The sequence below is a fragment of the Ferruginibacter sp. HRS2-29 genome (genome assembly GCF_024343615.1).
Lineage (GTDB): Bacteria > Bacteroidota > Bacteroidia > Chitinophagales > Chitinophagaceae > Ferruginibacter.
Genome location: NZ_RJUB01000014.1, coordinates 1 through 18,856, shown reverse-complemented (window position 1 = coordinate 18,856; position 18,856 = coordinate 1). Strand labels below are relative to the sequence as shown.

At 42.3% G+C, this 18,856-nt stretch carries 13 protein-coding genes and 1 pseudogene; 4 read left to right on the top strand and 10 right to left on the bottom strand.

The genetic code is table 11. The features are described from left to right. Positions 1 to 65: 65 nt before the first annotated feature. On the top strand, positions 66 to 803 hold the full coding sequence (locus EGI32_RS06845; RefSeq protein ID WP_255154641.1) for a hypothetical protein: 738 nt from the start codon (positions 66 to 68) through the stop codon (positions 801 to 803). Next, the gene (locus tag EGI32_RS06840) at positions 800 to 1,870 is read left to right on the top strand and encodes an ATP-binding protein (protein ID WP_255154640.1); all 1,071 of its coding nucleotides are present in this window, start codon (positions 800 to 802) and stop codon (positions 1,868 to 1,870) included. Before EGI32_RS06845 ends, EGI32_RS06840 begins: the two co-directional genes overlap by 4 nt. A 46-nt stretch (positions 1,871 to 1,916) precedes the next feature. Here EGI32_RS06840 and EGI32_RS06835 read toward each other — a convergent pair whose 3' ends face one another. Next, positions 1,917 to 2,321, bottom strand: a complete 405-nt coding sequence (locus EGI32_RS06835; RefSeq protein WP_255154639.1) for a hypothetical protein — start codon at positions 2,319 to 2,321, stop codon at positions 1,917 to 1,919. A 90-nt stretch (positions 2,322 to 2,411) separates the two neighbouring features. Further along, a complete protein-coding gene (locus tag EGI32_RS21290; protein ID WP_369681634.1) occupies positions 2,412 to 2,699 on the bottom strand; it encodes a SymE family type I addiction module toxin in 288 nt (95 codons plus the stop codon). A 292-nt stretch (positions 2,700 to 2,991) separates the two neighbouring features. Between EGI32_RS21290 and EGI32_RS06830 the strand changes: the two genes are divergently transcribed. Beyond that, positions 2,992 to 3,663, top strand: a complete 672-nt coding sequence (locus EGI32_RS06830; protein WP_255154638.1) for a HEPN domain-containing protein — start codon at positions 2,992 to 2,994, stop codon at positions 3,661 to 3,663. 17 nt (positions 3,664 to 3,680) lie between these two features. Then, complete coding sequence (locus EGI32_RS06825) at positions 3,681 to 4,013, top strand: YegP family protein (protein WP_255154637.1); 333 nt, start codon at positions 3,681 to 3,683, stop codon at positions 4,011 to 4,013. Positions 4,014 to 4,138: 125 nt separating this feature from the next. Here the strand turns inward: EGI32_RS06825 and rpoC are convergent, their stop codons facing one another. The 8 genes and pseudogenes from rpoC to EGI32_RS06785 all read right to left on the bottom strand — a co-directional run. Then, entirely contained in the window at positions 4,139 to 8,431 is a 4,293-nt protein-coding gene (gene rpoC, locus EGI32_RS06820; RefSeq protein WP_255154636.1) for a DNA-directed RNA polymerase subunit beta', read from the bottom strand. Between the two features lie 68 nt (positions 8,432 to 8,499). Beyond that, the gene (locus tag EGI32_RS06815) at positions 8,500 to 9,033 is read right to left on the bottom strand and encodes a DUF6705 family protein (RefSeq protein ID WP_255154635.1); all 534 of its coding nucleotides are present in this window, start codon (positions 9,031 to 9,033) and stop codon (positions 8,500 to 8,502) included. 3 nt (positions 9,034 to 9,036) lie between these two features. Further along, entirely contained in the window at positions 9,037 to 10,656 is a 1,620-nt protein-coding gene (locus EGI32_RS06810) for a hypothetical protein (protein ID WP_255154634.1), read from the bottom strand. Positions 10,657 to 10,701: 45 nt separating this feature from the next. Next, positions 10,702 to 14,511 carry a DNA-directed RNA polymerase subunit beta gene (gene rpoB / locus EGI32_RS06805; RefSeq protein WP_255154633.1) on the bottom strand — a complete coding sequence of 1,270 codons (3,810 nt, stop codon included), beginning with the start codon at positions 14,509 to 14,511 and terminating at the stop codon, positions 10,702 to 10,704. A gap of 350 nt (positions 14,512 to 14,861) precedes the next feature. Further along, positions 14,862 to 15,506 carry a Crp/Fnr family transcriptional regulator gene (locus EGI32_RS06800; RefSeq protein WP_255154632.1) on the bottom strand — a complete coding sequence of 215 codons (645 nt, stop codon included), beginning with the start codon at positions 15,504 to 15,506 and terminating at the stop codon, positions 14,862 to 14,864. A 266-nt stretch (positions 15,507 to 15,772) separates the two neighbouring features. Then, positions 15,773 to 17,812: a M13 family metallopeptidase gene (locus EGI32_RS06795; RefSeq protein ID WP_255154631.1), complete on the bottom strand. Its 2,040-nt coding sequence runs from the start codon at positions 17,810 to 17,812 to the stop codon at positions 15,773 to 15,775. Between the two features lie 230 nt (positions 17,813 to 18,042). After that, positions 18,043 to 18,414 carry a 50S ribosomal protein L7/L12 gene (rplL, locus tag EGI32_RS06790; RefSeq protein ID WP_255154630.1) on the bottom strand — a complete coding sequence of 124 codons (372 nt, stop codon included), beginning with the start codon at positions 18,412 to 18,414 and terminating at the stop codon, positions 18,043 to 18,045. A gap of 109 nt (positions 18,415 to 18,523) precedes the next feature. Beyond that, positions 18,524 to 18,856: pseudogene (locus tag EGI32_RS06785) on the bottom strand (hypothetical protein); the annotation flags it as partial.

The window sequence follows — 18,856 nt, the reverse complement described above, 5'->3', positions numbered from 1 at the left end:
TATTTTGGAATAGATTAAATTAAAATTATATTTGGAAATACCCTTACAGTAAAGCCGATTTATATATGAGAAAAATTATTGCTGATTCCAAGACATTTATTATAGCCCTTATAAGTTTAGTATTTGGAGGTATCTGGGCATACAAATCGAATTGGGATTGGGAACCCATAATTGTTATTTCTGTTTCTTTCTGTGAGATTATAGCTTTCCTTTTACTACGTCAAGATCCAATCGAAGAAGTAGAGGTTATAGGAACCACAACTAATATTAACGAACGAAATCAAAATGTAAATGTAAATGTAAATGTTGGAAATAATACTCCTTTGGGGCCAACTCCAATTGCACCTACAAAAAGTCCTACATCAATGAATGAAATAAACCACAACAGAGAAGTGGAAATAGAACACATGAAAACTCAAACTAAAATACTGTTTATTGATGATGACAAAAATTTCAATGTTGTTCGAATATTAAAAGATAGTGGGTGGAAACATACAAAAAGTATCACCGATGCTAAAAGCCTTGATATGCCAATAATTCAAGAATCTTTTATATTTTTTGTTGATATTAATGGTGTGGGAAAGTTGCTTAATCTTGACTCAGAGGGATTAGATTTAGCTTTAATGCTAAAGCAAAAATACCCTAATAAAAAGGTTGTAATATATTCTGCTAATAAAAATAATAATCCTTTTCATAAAGCTTGGGACGAATGCGATTTCAAATTAGAAAAAAACGCATTACCCTACCAATTTCAAAATTTAGTAGAGCAATATAGCCTCGATTTGTTTAAAAAATCAAGATGAGTACTTATTATTACGCAATCAAAACAGATGGGGACTATATTTTTGATAATTTCCCAAAGAATTTAAGGAATCTAGTAACCAACTACAGTGATTCGCAAAAAATTATTGAAGTAATTATTGATGATAAAGTTTTAAAGGCTAGGCTAGGATCAAAATCAAATTCGTATGGAACGTTATTTACCCTCACTACCGATGATAAATTTATTCGCAGATATAAATTATTTAAAGATCTTTTGGAAATGAGTATAATTTCCATTGAATCGCTTTCATCTTTTCAAAATGATTTAGTAGCACGTCACAATTCCGAAAATCAAGAGTTTATTCATAATGTAACTTCCCTAAATACCTATAGTATACAAGATTTATTTGCTTTAATACCACAGAAGATACTAACTGAGAATTTTACCAAACAAAATGATGTAGTTAAGCAAATCATAGCAGAAAAACCTAAAGTAGCTACAAAAACACTTTTAAAGCTAATTAAATACAGTTTAGCTACAAAAGTGGAGTTTTCTGTTTTTGAAAGAACTATGAAAATTCATTCGATTTCTCAGAAAATTGAATACTCCATAAGAATTTTAGTTTTATCAATCCTACAAATTTTTATGGAGGATTTTGAAGAGCGAGAAATCACTGTATATCTTGATGCGTGCGAAAAAAGAATAAGTGTAGATCATGACTCTTTATTTGTTTCATTATATTACATTTTTGATAACGCAATAAAATATTGCCACCCAAAAACAGATTTTAAAATTATTTTTAAAGAGGAACAAGACAGTTTTTCAATACTTTTTGTAATGATTTCGATAAGAATAGAACAAAATGAAATTGAAAAACTATTTACTAGAGGATATAGATCGGAGAATGTAAAACAATTAAATGCAGGAGGAAATGGTATTGGAATGTATAGAATACTAAAGACTTTAAAATTTAATGATGCTATTTTAGTTGTAACTCCTAGAATTAATTCTTATAAAAGAGAATTCAATGGACTTGTTTATGAGGGAAATGAATTTAAAATAAAATTTATGGGGCAACAAGACTGGTTCAAAACCAATTTCACATAAACTAATATTTCAACTAACAAAAATAGTTTTCATAAATCGAAATTTTTCACAACTCCACCGCCATCAACTCCCTCCCCAACTTATGCATCGCCGCTTCGATCTTCTTCACCTGCGCCTGGCGTGGCTTTTTTAAACCTGAGGCATAATGTTGAAATTGCTTTTGATTGATGCCGGTCATGCGCTCCAAAGCAGCGTTGGTAAATATCTTTTTGTAGTAGGTAAGAAAACTCTGTACATCAAACTTGAATACTATTTCATATTCAGCATTGAGAATTGAAGGCAGATTTTCCTTCTTATTATACTTTTTAAATAATGCAAGACCTTTTAATGCAGATTTTTTTGCTTCATCTGCGGTATCACCCACCCCATATATACCTTCACAATTTTCAGCATAGGCGCCATAAGCATCAATACTTTTTTCGATAATGATTGTTATTTTTCTGGCTCTCATAAAGTCGGTATTTGTTTTATAAAGGTAGCATTTCTACTACCTTTATAAAACATGATGTTTCAATACATTCTTCAACAATCCTTTAACGTACTACCTTGCACCACTGAGAATAAATGGTGCAGGCCTTGAGATACGAAGGGGCGAGTTTATCTCCATATCACCATGCCCTTCAGCTCTAATAATCAATAATCCTGTCATCGTAGTAACGGTAATCCTATCATGAGGATTAAACCCTAAATTCTGTAACCAGTTTCCTGATAACCTGATGTAGGGTACTGTTGTTTCGCTCCATTCATTGATTCTTGTCAACGTTGAAATTTTAATGCTACGCACATCGGGGCGCCTCGGTGTGTTTGCTTTCTTCTTTGTTGCACGCATAGAAATATAATTAGTTTGCCTGGAAGTGGTGCGTACAACAAAACATCTAGAATTTGTACAGGACTTTCACCTGCGCTCTCCCAGGCATATTTTAATAATAATGTTTGTTGATGTTCTGTTTTACGCAATTCAAAAGTAGTACGTGCGGTAAACCTTACCGAAAAAAAGCGATGGGATTTTCCTGCCTGGCAGAGGGGATTTTTCACAGGAATAAAAGAGAATTTCCTCACATCTAAAAAGCTTCTTTATACCATATTAACAGTTAGGTTTGTATTGTTATCATTAACTATCTATGCCATCTTCAGCCTATATAAATTTCCTTCACATTCGAATCGACGTTTTAAAACTTATCGAAACCCATAATTTTTATACGCAAAATAAGCCCGGCCGTAAAACTTTGGGGCATTTAACCCGTAGTGCGGTGGTAATGTTATGTGCTGCCTGGGAAAGGTACAATGAAGATCTTCTTTTAGAATCGGTAAATTATTTATCGGATTCTATTTCAGATATACATCAGCTAAATAAAATTATCAAAAAGACAATCAGCTCAAAAGTCAAAAATGATTTGAATGAAATTAAGCCAATAGAATTGGCAGGTACCGGATGGAAGGCTGTCTGGCTAAATTATGCTAAACTGGAAACAGAATTATTACATACTCCAAAATCAAACAGGCTTAAATTATTATTCCATACTTACCTGGGAATATCAGACTACACGAGTTTATGGCAACCTGACTGTACTGGTAAAATTGACGATTTCGTATCAGACAGAGGCGCGATTGCTCACAATGGCAATAAAGCGTCTTATATTACTATGACAAAACTGAGGCAATATCAGGATCTGATAATTGATAACGTTATTGAAATTGATTCACGAATGGGCGATGAATTAAGGAATATGTCCAGTCAACCGGCGCTCCCGTGGTCGAAAGACTATTATACAGAACTTGAAAAATATAAATAGATTTGTAAAAAAATAACATGGGAAAGTTTGTTATATCTCAACGGGCTAATGGGCAGTATTATTTCAGTTTAAAAGCTGATAATGGAGAAATTGTGCTTGCAAGTGAGGGCTACACCAGTAAAGTGGGGTGTTTAAGAGGTGTAGATGCTGTAAAAGTGAATGCCAGAGACGAATCTAAATTTGATCGCAAAAGTTCTACCAACGCAAAATATTACTTCAACCTTAAAGCAGCCAATGGACAAATAATCGGCACAAGTGAAATGTATCAAACTTCTGTGGGAAGGGATAATGGTATTGATGTTGTAAAACGTGTAGCACCAGTTGCTGTTGTCAACGACTTATCATCATAAAGAAGAACTGTATACTATAAAATTCAACGCAACTCTTAATATGTAAAAAGCCCCGCTATCTATCAGCGGGGCTTGTATTTTAATTCGTGTAATTAGTGTAATTCGCTCGAATTCGTGTAATCCAATTACTCCTCATCATCAAACGTCATCGCTTCCTTCGTCGTCATCAGCAATTCATATTCTTCCTTGCTTCCTACGATCATGTTTTCGAAGTCGCGGAGACCTGTACCTGCAGGGATATGGTGACCGGTAATTACGTTCTCTTTCAAACCTAACATCGGATCAGTTTTACCCTGGATGGCTGCAGATGACAACACTTTGGTAGTTTCCTGGAACGACGCAGCCGAGATCCAGCTTTGTGTACCAAGAGACGCCTTGGTGATACCGAGCAGCAACGGAGAAGAGGTGGCCGGACTTGCATCGCGGTATTCTACCAGCTTCTTATCGGCACGGCGAAGGATGGAATTCTCTTCACGTACATCACGCAGGGTAACGATCTGGCCGGCACGGAGTGTGGTGCTTTCGCCCGCTTCCGTAACAACTTTTTTATCATAGATATAATCGTTCTCTGCATTGAAGTCGATCCTGTCTTCCGTATCTCCTTCAAGGAATTTGGTATCCCCTGCATCTTCAATCGTTACTTTACGCATCATCTGGCGCACGATCACTTCAATGTGTTTGTCGTTGATCTTCACACCCTGTAAGCGATACACTTCCTGGATCTCGTTCACCACGTACTCCTGTACTGCAAACGGACCTTTGATAGAAAGGATATCTGCCGGCGCAGTCTGTCCATCAGACAATGCAGCACCTGCTTTCACGAAGTCACCATCCTGAACCAGGATCTGGCGGCTCAATGGAACGAGGTATTTGCGTACCACACCATCTTTCGCTTCCACGATGATCTCGCGGTTACCACGTTTGATAGCGCCGAAGCTAACCACACCATCGATCTCACAAACCACAGCAGGGTTGCTTGGGTTACGTGCTTCAAACAGCTCAGTTACACGTGGCAGACCACCCGTGATATCTTTCAGCTTGCTGAGGATACGTGGAATCTTCACCAGTACCTGGCCGCTCCTTACATCTTCGCCTTCTTCCACCACGATGTGTGAACCTACCGGTAAGTTATATGTTTTCTTTTCCTTGCCTTCTACAATGATTGCAGGAAGCTTGGTCTTATCTTTTGTTTCGATAACCACTTTTTCGCGGTGACCAGTCTGTTCGTCAGCTTCATCGCGGTATGTAACACCTTCGATCACTGCGTCGAACCCGATAGCACCATTCACTTCAGCAACGATAACGTTGTTGAACGGATCCCATGTACAGATCATATCACCTTTCGCTACTTTCTGCCCGTCTTTTACATGCAATACAGATCCGTAAGGGATATGCGTTGTGTTCAGCAAACGATCAGATTTTACGTCGATGTTCCTGATCTCACCGGTACGGCCGATAACCACCTGAACTTTTTTGCCATCGTTGTTTTCGGTAGCAACTGTACGCAATCCATCGAACTGCAATGTACCGTCGAACTTAGCATACAAAGAGCTTTCAACTGATGTAGAGCCAGCCACACCACCCACGTGGAACGTACGAAGTGTCAACTGTGTACCCGGTTCACCGATGGACTGTGCTGCAATGATACCTACAGCATCACCACGCTGGGCAAGGATGCCCGAAGCAAGGTTTTTACCATAACATTTCACACACACACCACGTTTGCTTTCGCAGGTCAATACGGAGCGGATCTCAACGGTGTCGATTCCTATCTGGTCAATTTTCTTAGCGGTATCTGAATCGATCTCTTCGCCTGCTGCGATGATGAGTTCTTCGGTTACAGGATGGAATACATCGTGTAAGGAAGTACGGCCTTCGATCCTGTCTGCCAATGGTTCGATGATATCTTCGTTGTCTTTCAACGCTGAAGTAGCGATACCGCGGAGGGTTCCACAATCTTCGTCGTTGATCACCACATCCTGCGCAACGTCTACCAGACGACGGGTAAGGTAACCCGCATCCGCCGTTTTCAACGCCGTATCCGCAAGACCCTTACGGGCACCATGGGTAGAGATGAAGTATTCCAATACACTCAAACCATCTTTGAAGTTTGCCAGGATCGGGTTCTCGATAATTTCAGATCCTGATGAACCTGATTTACGAGGTTTGGCCATCAGCCCCCTCATACCACCCAGCTGTTTGATCTGCTGTTTGGAACCACGGGCACCTGAATCAAGCATCATGTATACAGAGTTGAACCCTTGTTTATCTGTTGCCAGGTCGCGGATCAACGTTTCTGTTACTTTCGTATCTACACGGCTCCAGATATCGATGATCTGGTTGTAACGTTCGTTGTTGGTGATCAAACCATTGTTGTAGCTATCCCACACTTCCGAAACTTCTTCCTGTGCATTTGCTACCAGTTCTTCCTTGATCTCAGGAATGATCAGGTCATTGATGTTGAACGACAGACCACCACGGAACGCCATACGGTAACCGAGTGTTTTGATGTCATCCAGGAATTTAGCTGTGATCGGAACGGATGTCCATTTGATGATATCACCAATGATCTCACGAAGGTTTTTCTTCGTCAGCAATGCGTTGATGAAACCAACTTCTTTCGGTACGTGCTGGTTGAACAGCACGCGGCCTACGGTAGTTTCGATCAGTTTGTAGGTAAGTGTACCGTCGTTGTTACGCCAGTTGGCACGTACCCTTATGTTTGCATGAAGATCAATCGATTTTTCGTTATAAGCGATGATCACTTCTTCTGCAGAATAGAAAGCTTTGCCTTCACCTTTTACGATATCGTCGCCGATGGTCTTTTTACCTTTTGTAATGTAATAAAGACCGAGCACCATATCCTGTGACGGAAGGGTGATAGGGGTACCGTTCTGCGGGTTGAGGATGTTGTGCGAAGAAAGCATCAGCAACTGAGCTTCCAGGATCGCAGCATTGCTCAACGGAACGTGAACGGCCATCTGATCACCATCGAAATCGGCGTTGAACGCGGTTGTTACCAATGGGTGCAACTGGATCGCTTTACCTTCGATCAATTTCGGCTGGAAAGCCTGGATCGACAAACGGTGAAGTGTCGGGGCCCTGTTCAACATTACCGGGTGACCTTTCAATATATTTTCAAGAATATCCCAGATGATAGCTTCTTTTTTATCTACCAGCTTACGGGCACTCTTAACTGTTTTTACGATACCACGCTCGATGAGCTTGCGGATGATAAACGGCTTGAACAATTCTGCCGCCATATCTTTTGGCAAACCACACTCGTGCATTTTCAATTCAGGACCTACCACGATAACCGAACGACCGGAATAGTCAACACGTTTACCCAGCAAGTTCTGACGGAAACGACCTTGTTTACCTTTCAGTACATCACTCAACGATTTCAGCGCACGTCCACCTTCTGCTTTTACGGCATTTGATTTACGGCTGTTATCAAACAGTGAATCGATCGCTTCCTGCAGCATCCTTTTTTCGTTACGAAGGATCACTTCAGGCGCCTTGATTTCCAACAGCCTTTTCAGACGGTTGTTGCGGATGATCACACGACGGTACAGATCGTTCAGATCTGATGACGCGAAACGGCCACCATCCAATGGAACGAGTGGACGAAGTTCTGGCGGGATCACCGGGATGTATTGCATCACCATCCATTCCGGACGGTTGTTGATACGTGTATTTGCATCACGGAAGCTTTCCACCACGCTCAAACGCTTAAGGGCGTCTGCTTTACGCTGCTGGGAAGTTTCGTTAGCGGCTGCATTACGCAGGTCAAAGCTCAATTGGTCGAGGTCAAGCCTTTCCAACATGGCGTGAACTGCTTCTGCACCCATTTTTGCCACGAATTTTTCCGGATCTTCATCAGGAAGCATCTGGTTTTCTTTTGGCAAAGTATCCAGGATATCCAGGTATTCTTCTTCGGTAAGAAGATCACCGTAATTCTGGCCTTTATCGGCACGGATACCGGATTGTATCACCACGAAACGCTCGTAGTAAACGATGGTCTCAAGCTTTTTAGAGCTCATACCCAACAGGTAACCGATCTTGTTTGGAAGAGATTTGAAGTACCAGATGTGCACTACAGGCACCACCAGTTTGATGTGGCCCATACGCTCACGGCGTACTTTCTTTTCTGTAACTTCTACACCACAACGGTCGCACACGATCCCCTTGTAACGGATACGCTTGTACTTACCGCAGGCACATTCATAGTCCTTTACAGGGCCGAATATCCTTTCGCAGAACAAACCATCACGTTCTGGTTTGTACGTACGGTAGTTGATGGTTTCAGGCTTTAACACCTCACCATAGCTCTTTTCGAGAATGGTATCTGGCGAAGCCAAACCAATGGTGATCTGAGAAAACGTTGATTTTGGACGATTTTCTTTTTTGAATGCCATATTTATTATAATTGATAATTAATATTTTAAATAACTATAGGGAGATTATTCCTTTATAGCTTAATATTTTATTGTTTAAAGAGTACAAACTCCCTTGGCAAGGTCATCCCTGTAGCACCGGTGAATACTCCATACCCTTCAGAATGCCTTTGTTTCCATGTCATAATCGTGCCGGTTGGATCTAAAGTTATTGTGACGACTTTTGTTTCATTGGCTTGTAAATAATCATTGATAGCACCAGAAGCAGTTCGTGATGAAGAATTACAATCCAACCCTGACCCCATTTTTAACCCGATCGAAAAACTTCTTATTGTTATAGTATCTACATTTACCGGCATAAACCTATTTTGATAAACACTCTCAATAATAATATTCCCTTTTTTATACTCATGCCAACCGTATAGAACATCCTGCACACCTTGAAAATCAGTGTCAAAAGCCCGTATTGGCCTTAAATAAACTCGTATTGTGTCAATACCATTTGCGTAACGCCATTCACCAGCAAATTTTACAATATATTGGCAAGTATCAAACTTAACCTGAGCTTGTATCTTAAAAGCTCCAATAAAGAAAATCAATATAAATATTAAGGCCTTTTTCATGAGCTAATTACACGGTTTAATTATCACTGCATCAGAATTATCGATACTAAGCTTATTCCATTTGCCAAAATTTACACTTCCCGTACCATCTTGAGAGGCCCTGAATAAAGAAAGTCCTTCGCTTGCTCCTAAATCCCGAAGCATCTTTAAAAATTCCTTTTCTTGTTTTTCATCGTCTCCTGAACTTAATTTATAATTATAATCTCTTGTAAAACCCTTTTTATTCAACTGCATTTGTACAATCTTTAGAGCAAACTTCCTATATTCTGTAGTATTTGATACTTTTATTAAATAGGGCAACCCATTATGACTCGTTAATCCAAAAAACAAATTCGTACTATCCCTCGCAAATCCTCCCAAATAAATCTCTGCCATAAAAAGTATATCCTGTGGTGAAAAGATGTTATTTAATCCAGAGTAATGACTATGTAATAATCCGTCAATTTTCACCCCGCCCAAAATCGACCAACTAATCTCCGGTTCTGATGCATTTCCTTGTTGAGATGAATATAAATTACCTGTTCTGTTGGTAACCATTAGTCCCGTCTCGTAAGGATATGCAGTAATCGCCGGTTGTTTGAGATAGGCAAAATTAGCCTTAAAATATGCATCATTCTGCAAAGCCGTTATCCCTCCATCGCAAGGATTTTCTACAGGCGGGTCGTCATCAGGTATTGGAATCCAGCCCCCTCCACCTCCGCCTGGAGTACAAGGTTCATTCCCTCTATGAGCCACTCTCCCACCAGTAGGACCTCCACAATTTGGTGGTGTCCAACCTCCACCTCCGGTGCCACCACCTCCACTTCCACCAGTACCACCTCCACCACTACCCATTCCGTCATCCTCGTATTCTGTCCAACTAACGCTTTCGCACCAGGTATGCTGGTAATAAAAAGGGCAATTTGCCCCTGGCGCACATCCTGTCAACTGACCGTTATGCAGGGGAACCCATTGCGAATAACAAATAGTCATAGTGTACTCATATGCAATCAAAAGACCTGGTGTTGGTGAGCCGTCAATCGGCGCTATTCCAGTATTTAATGACACATATTTCACCGTCTTTCCATCATTTCTTTCAATAATAGTACTATCAGTCATTTGAAACAACGTGTCACCAAAAACGCGGTTATGTAGTGTCATCAATACAATAGCCAGATCCTTGCCTTCCATTCCGGTAGTGGCAGTATCTTCATATTGCCAATCCTGCAAGAATTTAAATGTTGTATCAGTACTGCCCATAGTAATCCTCAAAGTTGAATTAACCAATCTCTGAGAATCTCTTACAAATGGAATATACACTACCTCTGCAGAATCCTGAACATTGCCAGAACCGCCACGTCCACTTTTATTTTGCACAGGCATTTTCAATACCAATGCATCTTTCCAATAGGGGTATCCAATTTTTTCAATGATCTTACCTGTAAAATGATATTTTTCATTTTGAGCCTTTACAAAACCAGCTGCAGCATTTACAATAGAATTGGAAGAAACATGATCGTTGAAAAATCTAGACGAATTCTCAACAATCATATTATCTTCTTTTTCAAAATCTGTTTTCTTACATGCATTGAAAACGCACAGAAGTATAACGGATATAAATAAGCCAATTTTATAAGTTCTCATATTACAGCAGTAACTAAATCCTTTCTAATCTATTGCCTGTTTCTATTAATCAAACTTCAGATCCAGCCCCAAACCTCTCAATTCATGTACAAGTACATTGAATGATTCAGGAATACCGGCCCTTGGTATGTTGTCACCTTTCACGATTGCTTCGTATGTTTTCGCACGGCCGATGATATCATCCGATTTCAGCGTCAACAATTCCTGCAATATGTTGGATGCACCATATGCTTCCAGTGCCCAAACTTCCATTTCACCGAAACGCTGACCACCAAACTGCGCCTTACCACCCAGCGGCTGCTGAGTAATGAGCGAGTATGGCCCGATAGAACGTGCGTGCATCTTATCATCCACCATATGGTGCAATTTGATGATGTAGATGATACCCACGGTAGCTTTCTGATCGAAACGTTCGCCGGTTTCACCATCATACAGATAGCTATGACCGAACTTAGGCAAGCCTGCTTTTTCGATGTTCTCTGCGATCTCGTCTACAGAAGCACCATCGAAGATCGGTGTCGCAAAGCGAACGCCTAACTTCTCTCCTGCCCAGCCCAAAGCTGTTTCGTAGATCTGGCCGAGGTTCATACGGCTTGGTACCCCCAATGGATTCAATACGATATCCACCGGTGTTCCGTCTTCCAGGAACGGCATATCTTCCGCACGTACGATCTTCGCAACGATACCTTTGTTACCGTGACGCCCCGCCATCTTATCACCCACTTTCAGTTTACGCTTAACAGCCATGTAAACTTTCGCCAGTTTCAATACACCTGCAGGTAACTCATCACCGATAGAGATATTGAATTTCTCCCTCTTGTAACGGCCCAGTTCTTCGTTGAACTTGATGCTGTAGTTGTGCAACAATGTGTTGATCAGGTCATCGGTTTTCGCGTCGCCGCTCCAGCCCAATGGGTTTACATTCACGAAGTCGATGTTTGCCAGGTTCTTGGCAGTGAACTTCACACCTTTACCGATGATCACTTCACCGAAGTTGTTGTTAACACCCTGGCTGGTCTTGTCTTTCAACAAGGTCTGCAGTTTGTTCTGCAACATTTCCATCAAGGCAGCTTCATTGTCTTCGTGTGTTTTTTCTATCTTATCCAGCTGTGCTTTTTCACGAACTTTCGCATTCTTATCTTTCTTCGCACGTTGGAACAATTTCTTGTCGATCACCACACCTTCTGTTCCGCTCGGTGCTTTCAAAGAAGCATCTTTCGCGTCACCTGCTTTATCGCCGAAGATGGCACGCAGCAATTTTTCTTCCGGTGTAGGGTCAGATTCACCTTTTGGAGTGATCTTACCGATGATGATATCGCCTTCTTTGATAGTAGCACCGATGCGGATGATACCGTTCTGATCGAGGTCTTTGGTAGCCTCTTCAGAAACGTTCGGGATATCCGGCGTCAGTTCTTCTTCACCCAGTTTGGTATCACGAACTTCGGTTTCGAATTCGCTGATATGGATAGAAGTGAACCAATCATCTTTTACTACTTTTTCAGAGATCACGATCGCATCCTCGAAGTTGTACCCTTTCCATGGCATGAACGCCACTTTCAGGTTACGCCCCAGGGCGATTTCACCACCACGTGTTGCGTATCCTTCAGTAAGGAAGTCGCCTTCCTGAACTTTCTGGCCTTTCACCACTGCAGGGCGAAGGTTGATCGTTGTTTCCTGGTTGGTACGAACGAATTTGGTGATCTTGTATACAGTCAGGTCATCTTCAAAGCTAACCAGCTGTTGTGTTTCGTTACGTTTGTAACGAACGTGAATTTCAGTTGCATCTACATATTCTACCACACCGTCGCCATCTGCATGGATCTGGATACGTGCATCACGGGCAGCTTTTGCTTCGAGGCCTGTACCTACGATCGGAACTTCCGGACGTAACAATGGAACAGCCTGGCGTTGCATGTTTGATCCCATCAAGGCACGGTTGGCATCATCATGTTCAAGGAACGGAATCAATGAGGCGCTCAAACCAACGATCTGGTTAGGAGCAACGTCCATGTATTCCACTTCATCTTTCGGAAGGATCGGGAAATCGCCTGTCTGACGCGATTTGATCATATCTTCCACGAAGTTTCCTTTTTCATCTATATCGATATTCGCCTGTGCGATCTTGGCGGTATCTTCTTCTTCTGCAGAAAGGAACGTGATCTTCTTCATGTCCACTTTACCATCCGTCACCTTACGGTAAGGGGTTTCGATGAAGCCCATATCGTTGATCTTAGCGTGTACGCAAAGCGTAGAGATCAGACCAATGTTCGGACCTTCCGGGGTTTCGATCGTACAAAGACGGCCGTAGTGAGAGTAGTGAACGTCACGTACCTCGAAACCTGCCCTTTCACGACTCAGACCGCCGGGCCCGAGTGCGGAGATACGACGCTTATGCGTGATCTCACTCAAAGGATTGGTTTGATCGAGAAACTGAGACAACTGGCTGGTACCGAAGAAAGAGTTGATCACGGAAGATAAAGTCCTCGCGTTGATCAGATCCACCGGGGTAAATACCTCGTTATCACGAACGTTCATCCTTTCGCGGATGGTACGTGCCATACGGGCAAGACCAACACCGAACTGAGCGTACAACTGTTCGCCTACGGTACGTACACGACGGTTGCTCAGGTGATCGATATCATCCACCTCGCTCTTACCGTTGGTAAGCTGTACAAGGGTTTTGATGATGGCGATGATGTCATCTTTAGTCAATACTTTCTTTTCGATAGGGAAGTTCAGTCCAAGGCGGCGGTTGATCTTGTAACGGCCAACTTCACCCAGATCATAACGTTTATCGGAGAAGAATAATTTATCGATGATACCACGTGCAGTTTCGTCATCCGGGGCATCAGCACCACGCAATTGCTTGTAGATGTGCTGTACCGCTTCCAACTCACTGTTAGAGGTATCTTTATTTAATGTGTTGTAAATGATCGCATAGTCACCGCTCACTTCTTCTTTCTGTACGAATACAGATTTCACTTCCATTTCAAGGATCATGGCGATGTTAGAATCGTCGAGTACCACGTCCCTTTCGAGGATGATCTCGTTACGTTCGATTGAAACCACTTCACCGGTATCTTCATCCACAAAATCTTCCACCCATGTACGTAGTACGCGGGCGGCGAGGCGTTTGCCGATGTGTTTTTCCAGTGATTTCCTGTCGGCTTTTACTTCATCCGCCATGCCGAACAGTTCCAGGATATCCTTATCTGTTTCGAAGCCGATGGAGCGTAACAAAGTTGTTACAGGGAATTTCTTTTTACGATCGATGTATGCAAACATCACGTTGTTGATGTCTGTAGCAAATTCCATCCAGGCACCTTTGAACGGGATCACCCTTGCGGAGTAGATCTTGGTACCATTGGGGTGGATGGACTGGCCGAAGAACACACCAGGTGAACGGTGGAGCTGGCTAACTACTACCCTTTCCGCACCATTGATCACGAAAGTTCCGCGTGGTGTCATGTAGGGGATATTTCCGAGGAACACATCCTGAACGATCGTCTGGAAATCCACATGCTCTTCATCATTACAGCTCAAGCGCAGCTTGGCTTTCAATGGAACGGCATAGGTCAATCCCCTTTCGATACATTCGTCGATGGAGTAACGCGGAGGATCCACGAAATAGTCTAAGAATTCGAGCACGAAGATGTTACGGGTATCCGTGATAGGAAAATTTTCCTTGAATACGCGGAACAAACCTTCCACATTCCTTTTATCGGGTGTGGTTTCCAGCTGAAAGAAATCTTTAAATGACTGAATCTGGATTCCGAGCAAGTCGGGTGTTTCCGCCAGAAGTTCAACTTTACCGAAATTGATACGCTGTGCGGCCTGTGTTTTTGTTGCAGACATATTGTAATTAAAACGTTTTAGTGTGCAGAAGACCCTTTAGTTTTCCGGGTCGTTTACAACTAGTGCCACTAACCCGAAATTAAAGGAGGGCAAAGGTAGGGAATATTCTTTGAAATTAAACGGTGTTAAACTGAATTTTTTATGGATTGGTAAGATTTTTGCTAAAATGGGAAACTTTTAACGGACTGACAGAAAGACAAGTTTGGGATTAAGGATTAGGGTTTAGAGATTAGGGTTTAGGTTTAGCGACCTGCGGCCTGTTGAGAGGGTTTAGAAGTTTAGGGCAAGTTGGGAAGACTTGTGAGATTCTAAAAACTCCGAAGATTTGACTATTGACTATTCACCATTCACTACTTAAACCTTATTTCATTCCTGATCCTGCTCAGCGTTTCCGGCTTTATCCCGAGGTACGAAGCCTGGAATTTCAACGGGAACCTGTTGGAAATCTGCGGCATATGTACCTGCAGGTAGTCGAATTTCGTTTTGGCATCTTCTTTCATGATCGAAGAAAACGACTGCTGAAACTTCAGGTACATGGCCATTCCCCGGGAGATCGCGAGCGCCATATGGCTGTTTTCCAGCTGCATCTTTTCAAAATCCTCATAGGTAAGTTCCAGTATGGAGGAATCTTCGGTGGTCACCAGCGTGACATCCGGCACTGTACCGTTGAGCAGGCTTTCTATATGGGTATTAATAGTACCCTCGGTTGACAGCAGCAGCGTATGCTCCTCTTCCCCTTCTGTTTTGTAAGTACGGGTAGCGCCTTCGGCGATGAAAAAGAATTTTTTGGAGATCACATCCTTTGAAGAAAGTACCGTGTTCTTTTTATAATGGGCGTAGGTAAAATATTGCTCTATCGCGTGAAACTCGCGTACATCCTGCAATCCCAGAAACATGAAAAAATCTATGATACAGCTGTAAGCATAAGCTTTCTTATTGTGCTTCAGTGCCAATGTATGTTCTGATAACGGGTATTCCTGGTAAAAAAAATTCATGGGCTTACAATTAGGTGACAGGAAAAAGAACAGAGCAAAACAAAGTTAGGAAAGTTTTTGAAAATTGATATATATCAAGTCAATTAAGAATTAAAAATTAAGAATTAAGAATTTTCCAGGCGGTTACTTCTTAAAAGTATCTAACGACACTCATTAGAAAGTGCTTCCTTCTTAATTCTTAATTCTTAATTCTTAATTGACTCATGTAGTTGGAATAAAAAAGCCGTCCCTTTCAGAACGGCTTTCGAACATCATAAAAGTTCATCTTACCAGATGTGTGCCCTGTTTTCCGGAGCGATATATAATTTATCTCCTTCTTTAATACCGAATGCGGCGTAAAAAGGATCAAAGTTGGCAGCCGGGCCGTTTACGCGGAACATTTCCGGGGAATGCGGATCAACGTTGATACGGGAACGCATGGTTTCATCCCTGTTTTTCAGTCGCCATACCTGCGCATAACCAAGGAAGAAACGCTGGTCGGGCGTAAATCCGTCGATTTTCACCGTATCCTGTCCCTGTTTGGTCATTTTGAAGGCATCGTATGCAATTGCCAGCCCACCGATATCAGCAAGGTTTTCGCCGAGGGTGAGTTCACCGTTTACATGCAGGCTATCCAATACCGTGTAAGCGCTATATTGTTTAACTACCCCACCTGTTTTAGCTTTGAATTTTTCATTATCGATGGCTGTCCACCAATTCTTCATGTTTCCTTTTTCGTCGTATTGCGAACCCTGGTCGTCGAAACCATGGGTCATTTCGTGGCCGATCACCATACCGATGGCGCCATAGTTGACAGCGTCATCCGCGTTCACATCAAAGAAAGGAAATTGCAGGATACCTGCCGGGAACACGATCTCGTTGTTGGTCGGGTTGTAATAAGCATTTACCGTAGGTGCGCTCATACCCCAGTCTGTTTTATCTACCGGTTTGCCGATCTTGGAAGTTTCTTCTTTTTTCAGATGTGCGCCCACACTTTTTACGTTAGCGAAAAAGTTTGCCTTGTCGATGGTTACGTCATCGTAGTTTTTCCATTTGGTCGGGTACCCTATCTTTTTCAGGAAAGTATTGAGTTTGGTAACAGCACGTTGTTTGGTACTGTCGCCCATCCAGTCTAATTTTTTGATGCGTGCTTCAAATGCTTTCTGGAGGTTGTTCACCAGTTCATCCATGCGTGCTTTTGCTGCTTCGGTAAAATATTTTTTTACATAAAGCTGCCCAAGCAGGTCGCCCATGCCGCCATCAACACGGTTCACCATTTTCTTCCAGCGGTCGCTGTCTTTTTTCTGTCCACTGAATGTTTTATTGAAAGTAAAATCCGCGTCCGCGAAATCTTTGCTCAGGTAACCCGAGTTGCTGGAAATGTAATCGAATTTTAGTTTTGTTTTCCAGGTATCGATGGGAAGCGTAGCGAGCATTTTACTGAGTGCTTCATAATAACCCGGCTGGCCAACATTTACGCTGTCTACCTTCACACCAATTTTGGAAAGGATATTCGCCCAGCCAACATTGGTGGCTTTCTTTTCAAGATCGGCGATAGCCAGTTTATTATAGTTTGCCTGCGGATTGCGCAATTCCACCGGTGTACGGTGAGCTTTCGCCATCTCTGTTTCGAGTGCAAGGATGGTGACCGCGTTTTTTGCTGCTGTTGCAGTATCCGCACCGGTAAGTGTAAACACTTTGCTGATGTATTGCAGCAGTGCGGTACGGGCAGCTTTGGAAGCGCTGTCGGTACGGGTATAATAACCTTTTTCCGGAAGTGAAAGCCCGGTCTGGTAGAAGATCATGATGTTCTGTGCGCTGTTCTTTTCATCTGCATCCACATAATAACCGATCAAAGATGTTTCGCCCGCAGCATTCGATTCGGCTACGAGGTTCATCAGTTCCTTATAATCTTTTATGGCGTCAATTTTCGCCAGCATCGGTTTCAATGGTTCGGCGCCGAGTTTATCGATGGCTACGGTATCCATTCCGCTTGCATAATAATCGCCCAGTTTTTGTTCGGTGCTTCCTTTGGCCGCTTTTGCTTTTTCTGCATCTTCCAATATGCCTCTCAGTTTTTTCAGATTGTCTTCATACAATGTATAAAAACTGCCGAGGCCGGTCTGATCATCGGGTATCACGCTTGTTTTCATCCATGCGCCGTTGGCATACATGAAGAAGTTATCGCCTGGTTTTACGGTAGAATCCATTCCGGATCTGTCGAAGAAACTGGTGCGGGTTTCTGCTGCATCTGTTTTTTTTTCATTATTGCAGGACGCCATTCCAACGAGGCATGCAGCTGCTATGGCAAGAGAAAAGTGTTTCATACACGATTGTTTGGTTTAGGTCTGTAAAAGTAGGGAAGTAAATAAGGAATTAGAAATAAGAAATATAAAAAATAAGGAAGTGAAAGGATGAACGGCATTCGGCATCATCCGGTACTGAATTCTGACAGTTTACGAACGGCTTCTTATTCCTTCCTTGATATTTGTTATTTATCATTAAACGAAAAGCCCTCCGATCACTCGGAGGGCTTTCAACATTATTGAACTTAGAATTAAGCTACTTCAACTTCAGCACCAGCTTCAGTCAATTTAGTTTTCAATTCTTCAGCTGTTGCTTTATCAACACCTTCTTTAACTGGTTTTGGAGCACCATCAACTAAGTCTTTCGCTTCTTTCAAGCCAAGGCCAGTCAATTCTTTTACGATCTTAACAACCGCAAGTTTGTTTGCACCACCTGATTTCAGGATAACATCGAAAGAAGTTTTTTCTTCTGCTGCTGCAGGGCCATCGCCACCACCGCTAACTACCACTGCTGCTGCAGCTGGTTCGATACCGTATTCAGTTTTCAAAAATTCAGCCAGTTCCTGTACGTCTTTTACAGTCAGGTTAACCAGGCTTTCTGCTAATGCTTTTACGTCTGCCATTTTGTTTACATTTTTCCCGCCTTCATTGTTTACACTCCGGCGGAGTTTAAAAAAATTTGTTTACTGCCTTTATGGTACCATCCGGCGCAGGTGTTATAATTTATAAAAATTATGCTTGTGCTTCAGGAGCTGCGTCATCCGCTGCTGCTGCAGGTGCATCAGTTGCCGGAGCTTCTGCTGCTGGTGCTTCAGTAGCCGGAGCTGCTTCAGCTGCCGGTGCTGCTTCTTCAGGAGCCACCGCATTTTCCCTGTTTTGCAAAGCGCCCAATACACGCTGGATCGGAGATTGCAACAAGCCGATCACTTCACCGATCAATTCATTCTTGGTCTTGATCTGGGTAAGTGCTTTCAGCTGGTTGTCGCCAACGAATATATCGCCATTGATGAATGCTGCTTTCAGTACAGGTTTTTCGTTGTTGTTTTCTTTACGGAAACCAGTGAG

Bases quoted from the DNA above. Each gene is read 5' to 3' on its own strand.
- EGI32_RS06825 (WP_255154637.1), top strand. From the start codon at position 3,681: ATGGGAAAGTTTGTTATATCTCAACGGGCTAATGGGCAGTATTATTTC.
- EGI32_RS06800 (WP_255154632.1), bottom strand. From the start codon at position 15,506: ATGAATTTTTTTTACCAGGAATACCCGTTATCAGAACATACATTGGCA.
- rpoC (WP_255154636.1), bottom strand. From the start codon at position 8,431: ATGGCATTCAAAAAAGAAAATCGTCCAAAATCAACGTTTTCTCAGATC.
- EGI32_RS06845 (WP_255154641.1), top strand. From the start codon at position 66: ATGAGAAAAATTATTGCTGATTCCAAGACATTTATTATAGCCCTTATA.
- EGI32_RS06810 (WP_255154634.1), bottom strand. From the start codon at position 10,656: ATGAGAACTTATAAAATTGGCTTATTTATATCCGTTATACTTCTGTGC.
- EGI32_RS06840 (WP_255154640.1), top strand. From the start codon at position 800: ATGAGTACTTATTATTACGCAATCAAAACAGATGGGGACTATATTTTT.
- rplL (WP_255154630.1), bottom strand. From the start codon at position 18,414: ATGGCAGACGTAAAAGCATTAGCAGAAAGCCTGGTTAACCTGACTGTA.
- EGI32_RS06815 (WP_255154635.1), bottom strand. From the start codon at position 9,033: ATGAAAAAGGCCTTAATATTTATATTGATTTTCTTTATTGGAGCTTTT.
- EGI32_RS06835 (WP_255154639.1), bottom strand. From the start codon at position 2,321: ATGAGAGCCAGAAAAATAACAATCATTATCGAAAAAAGTATTGATGCT.
- rpoB (WP_255154633.1), bottom strand. From the start codon at position 14,511: ATGTCTGCAACAAAAACACAGGCCGCACAGCGTATCAATTTCGGTAAA.
- EGI32_RS21290 (WP_369681634.1), bottom strand. From the start codon at position 2,699: ATGCGTGCAACAAAGAAGAAAGCAAACACACCGAGGCGCCCCGATGTG.
- EGI32_RS06830 (WP_255154638.1), top strand. From the start codon at position 2,992: ATGCCATCTTCAGCCTATATAAATTTCCTTCACATTCGAATCGACGTT.
- EGI32_RS06795 (WP_255154631.1), bottom strand. From the start codon at position 17,812: ATGAAACACTTTTCTCTTGCCATAGCAGCTGCATGCCTCGTTGGAATG.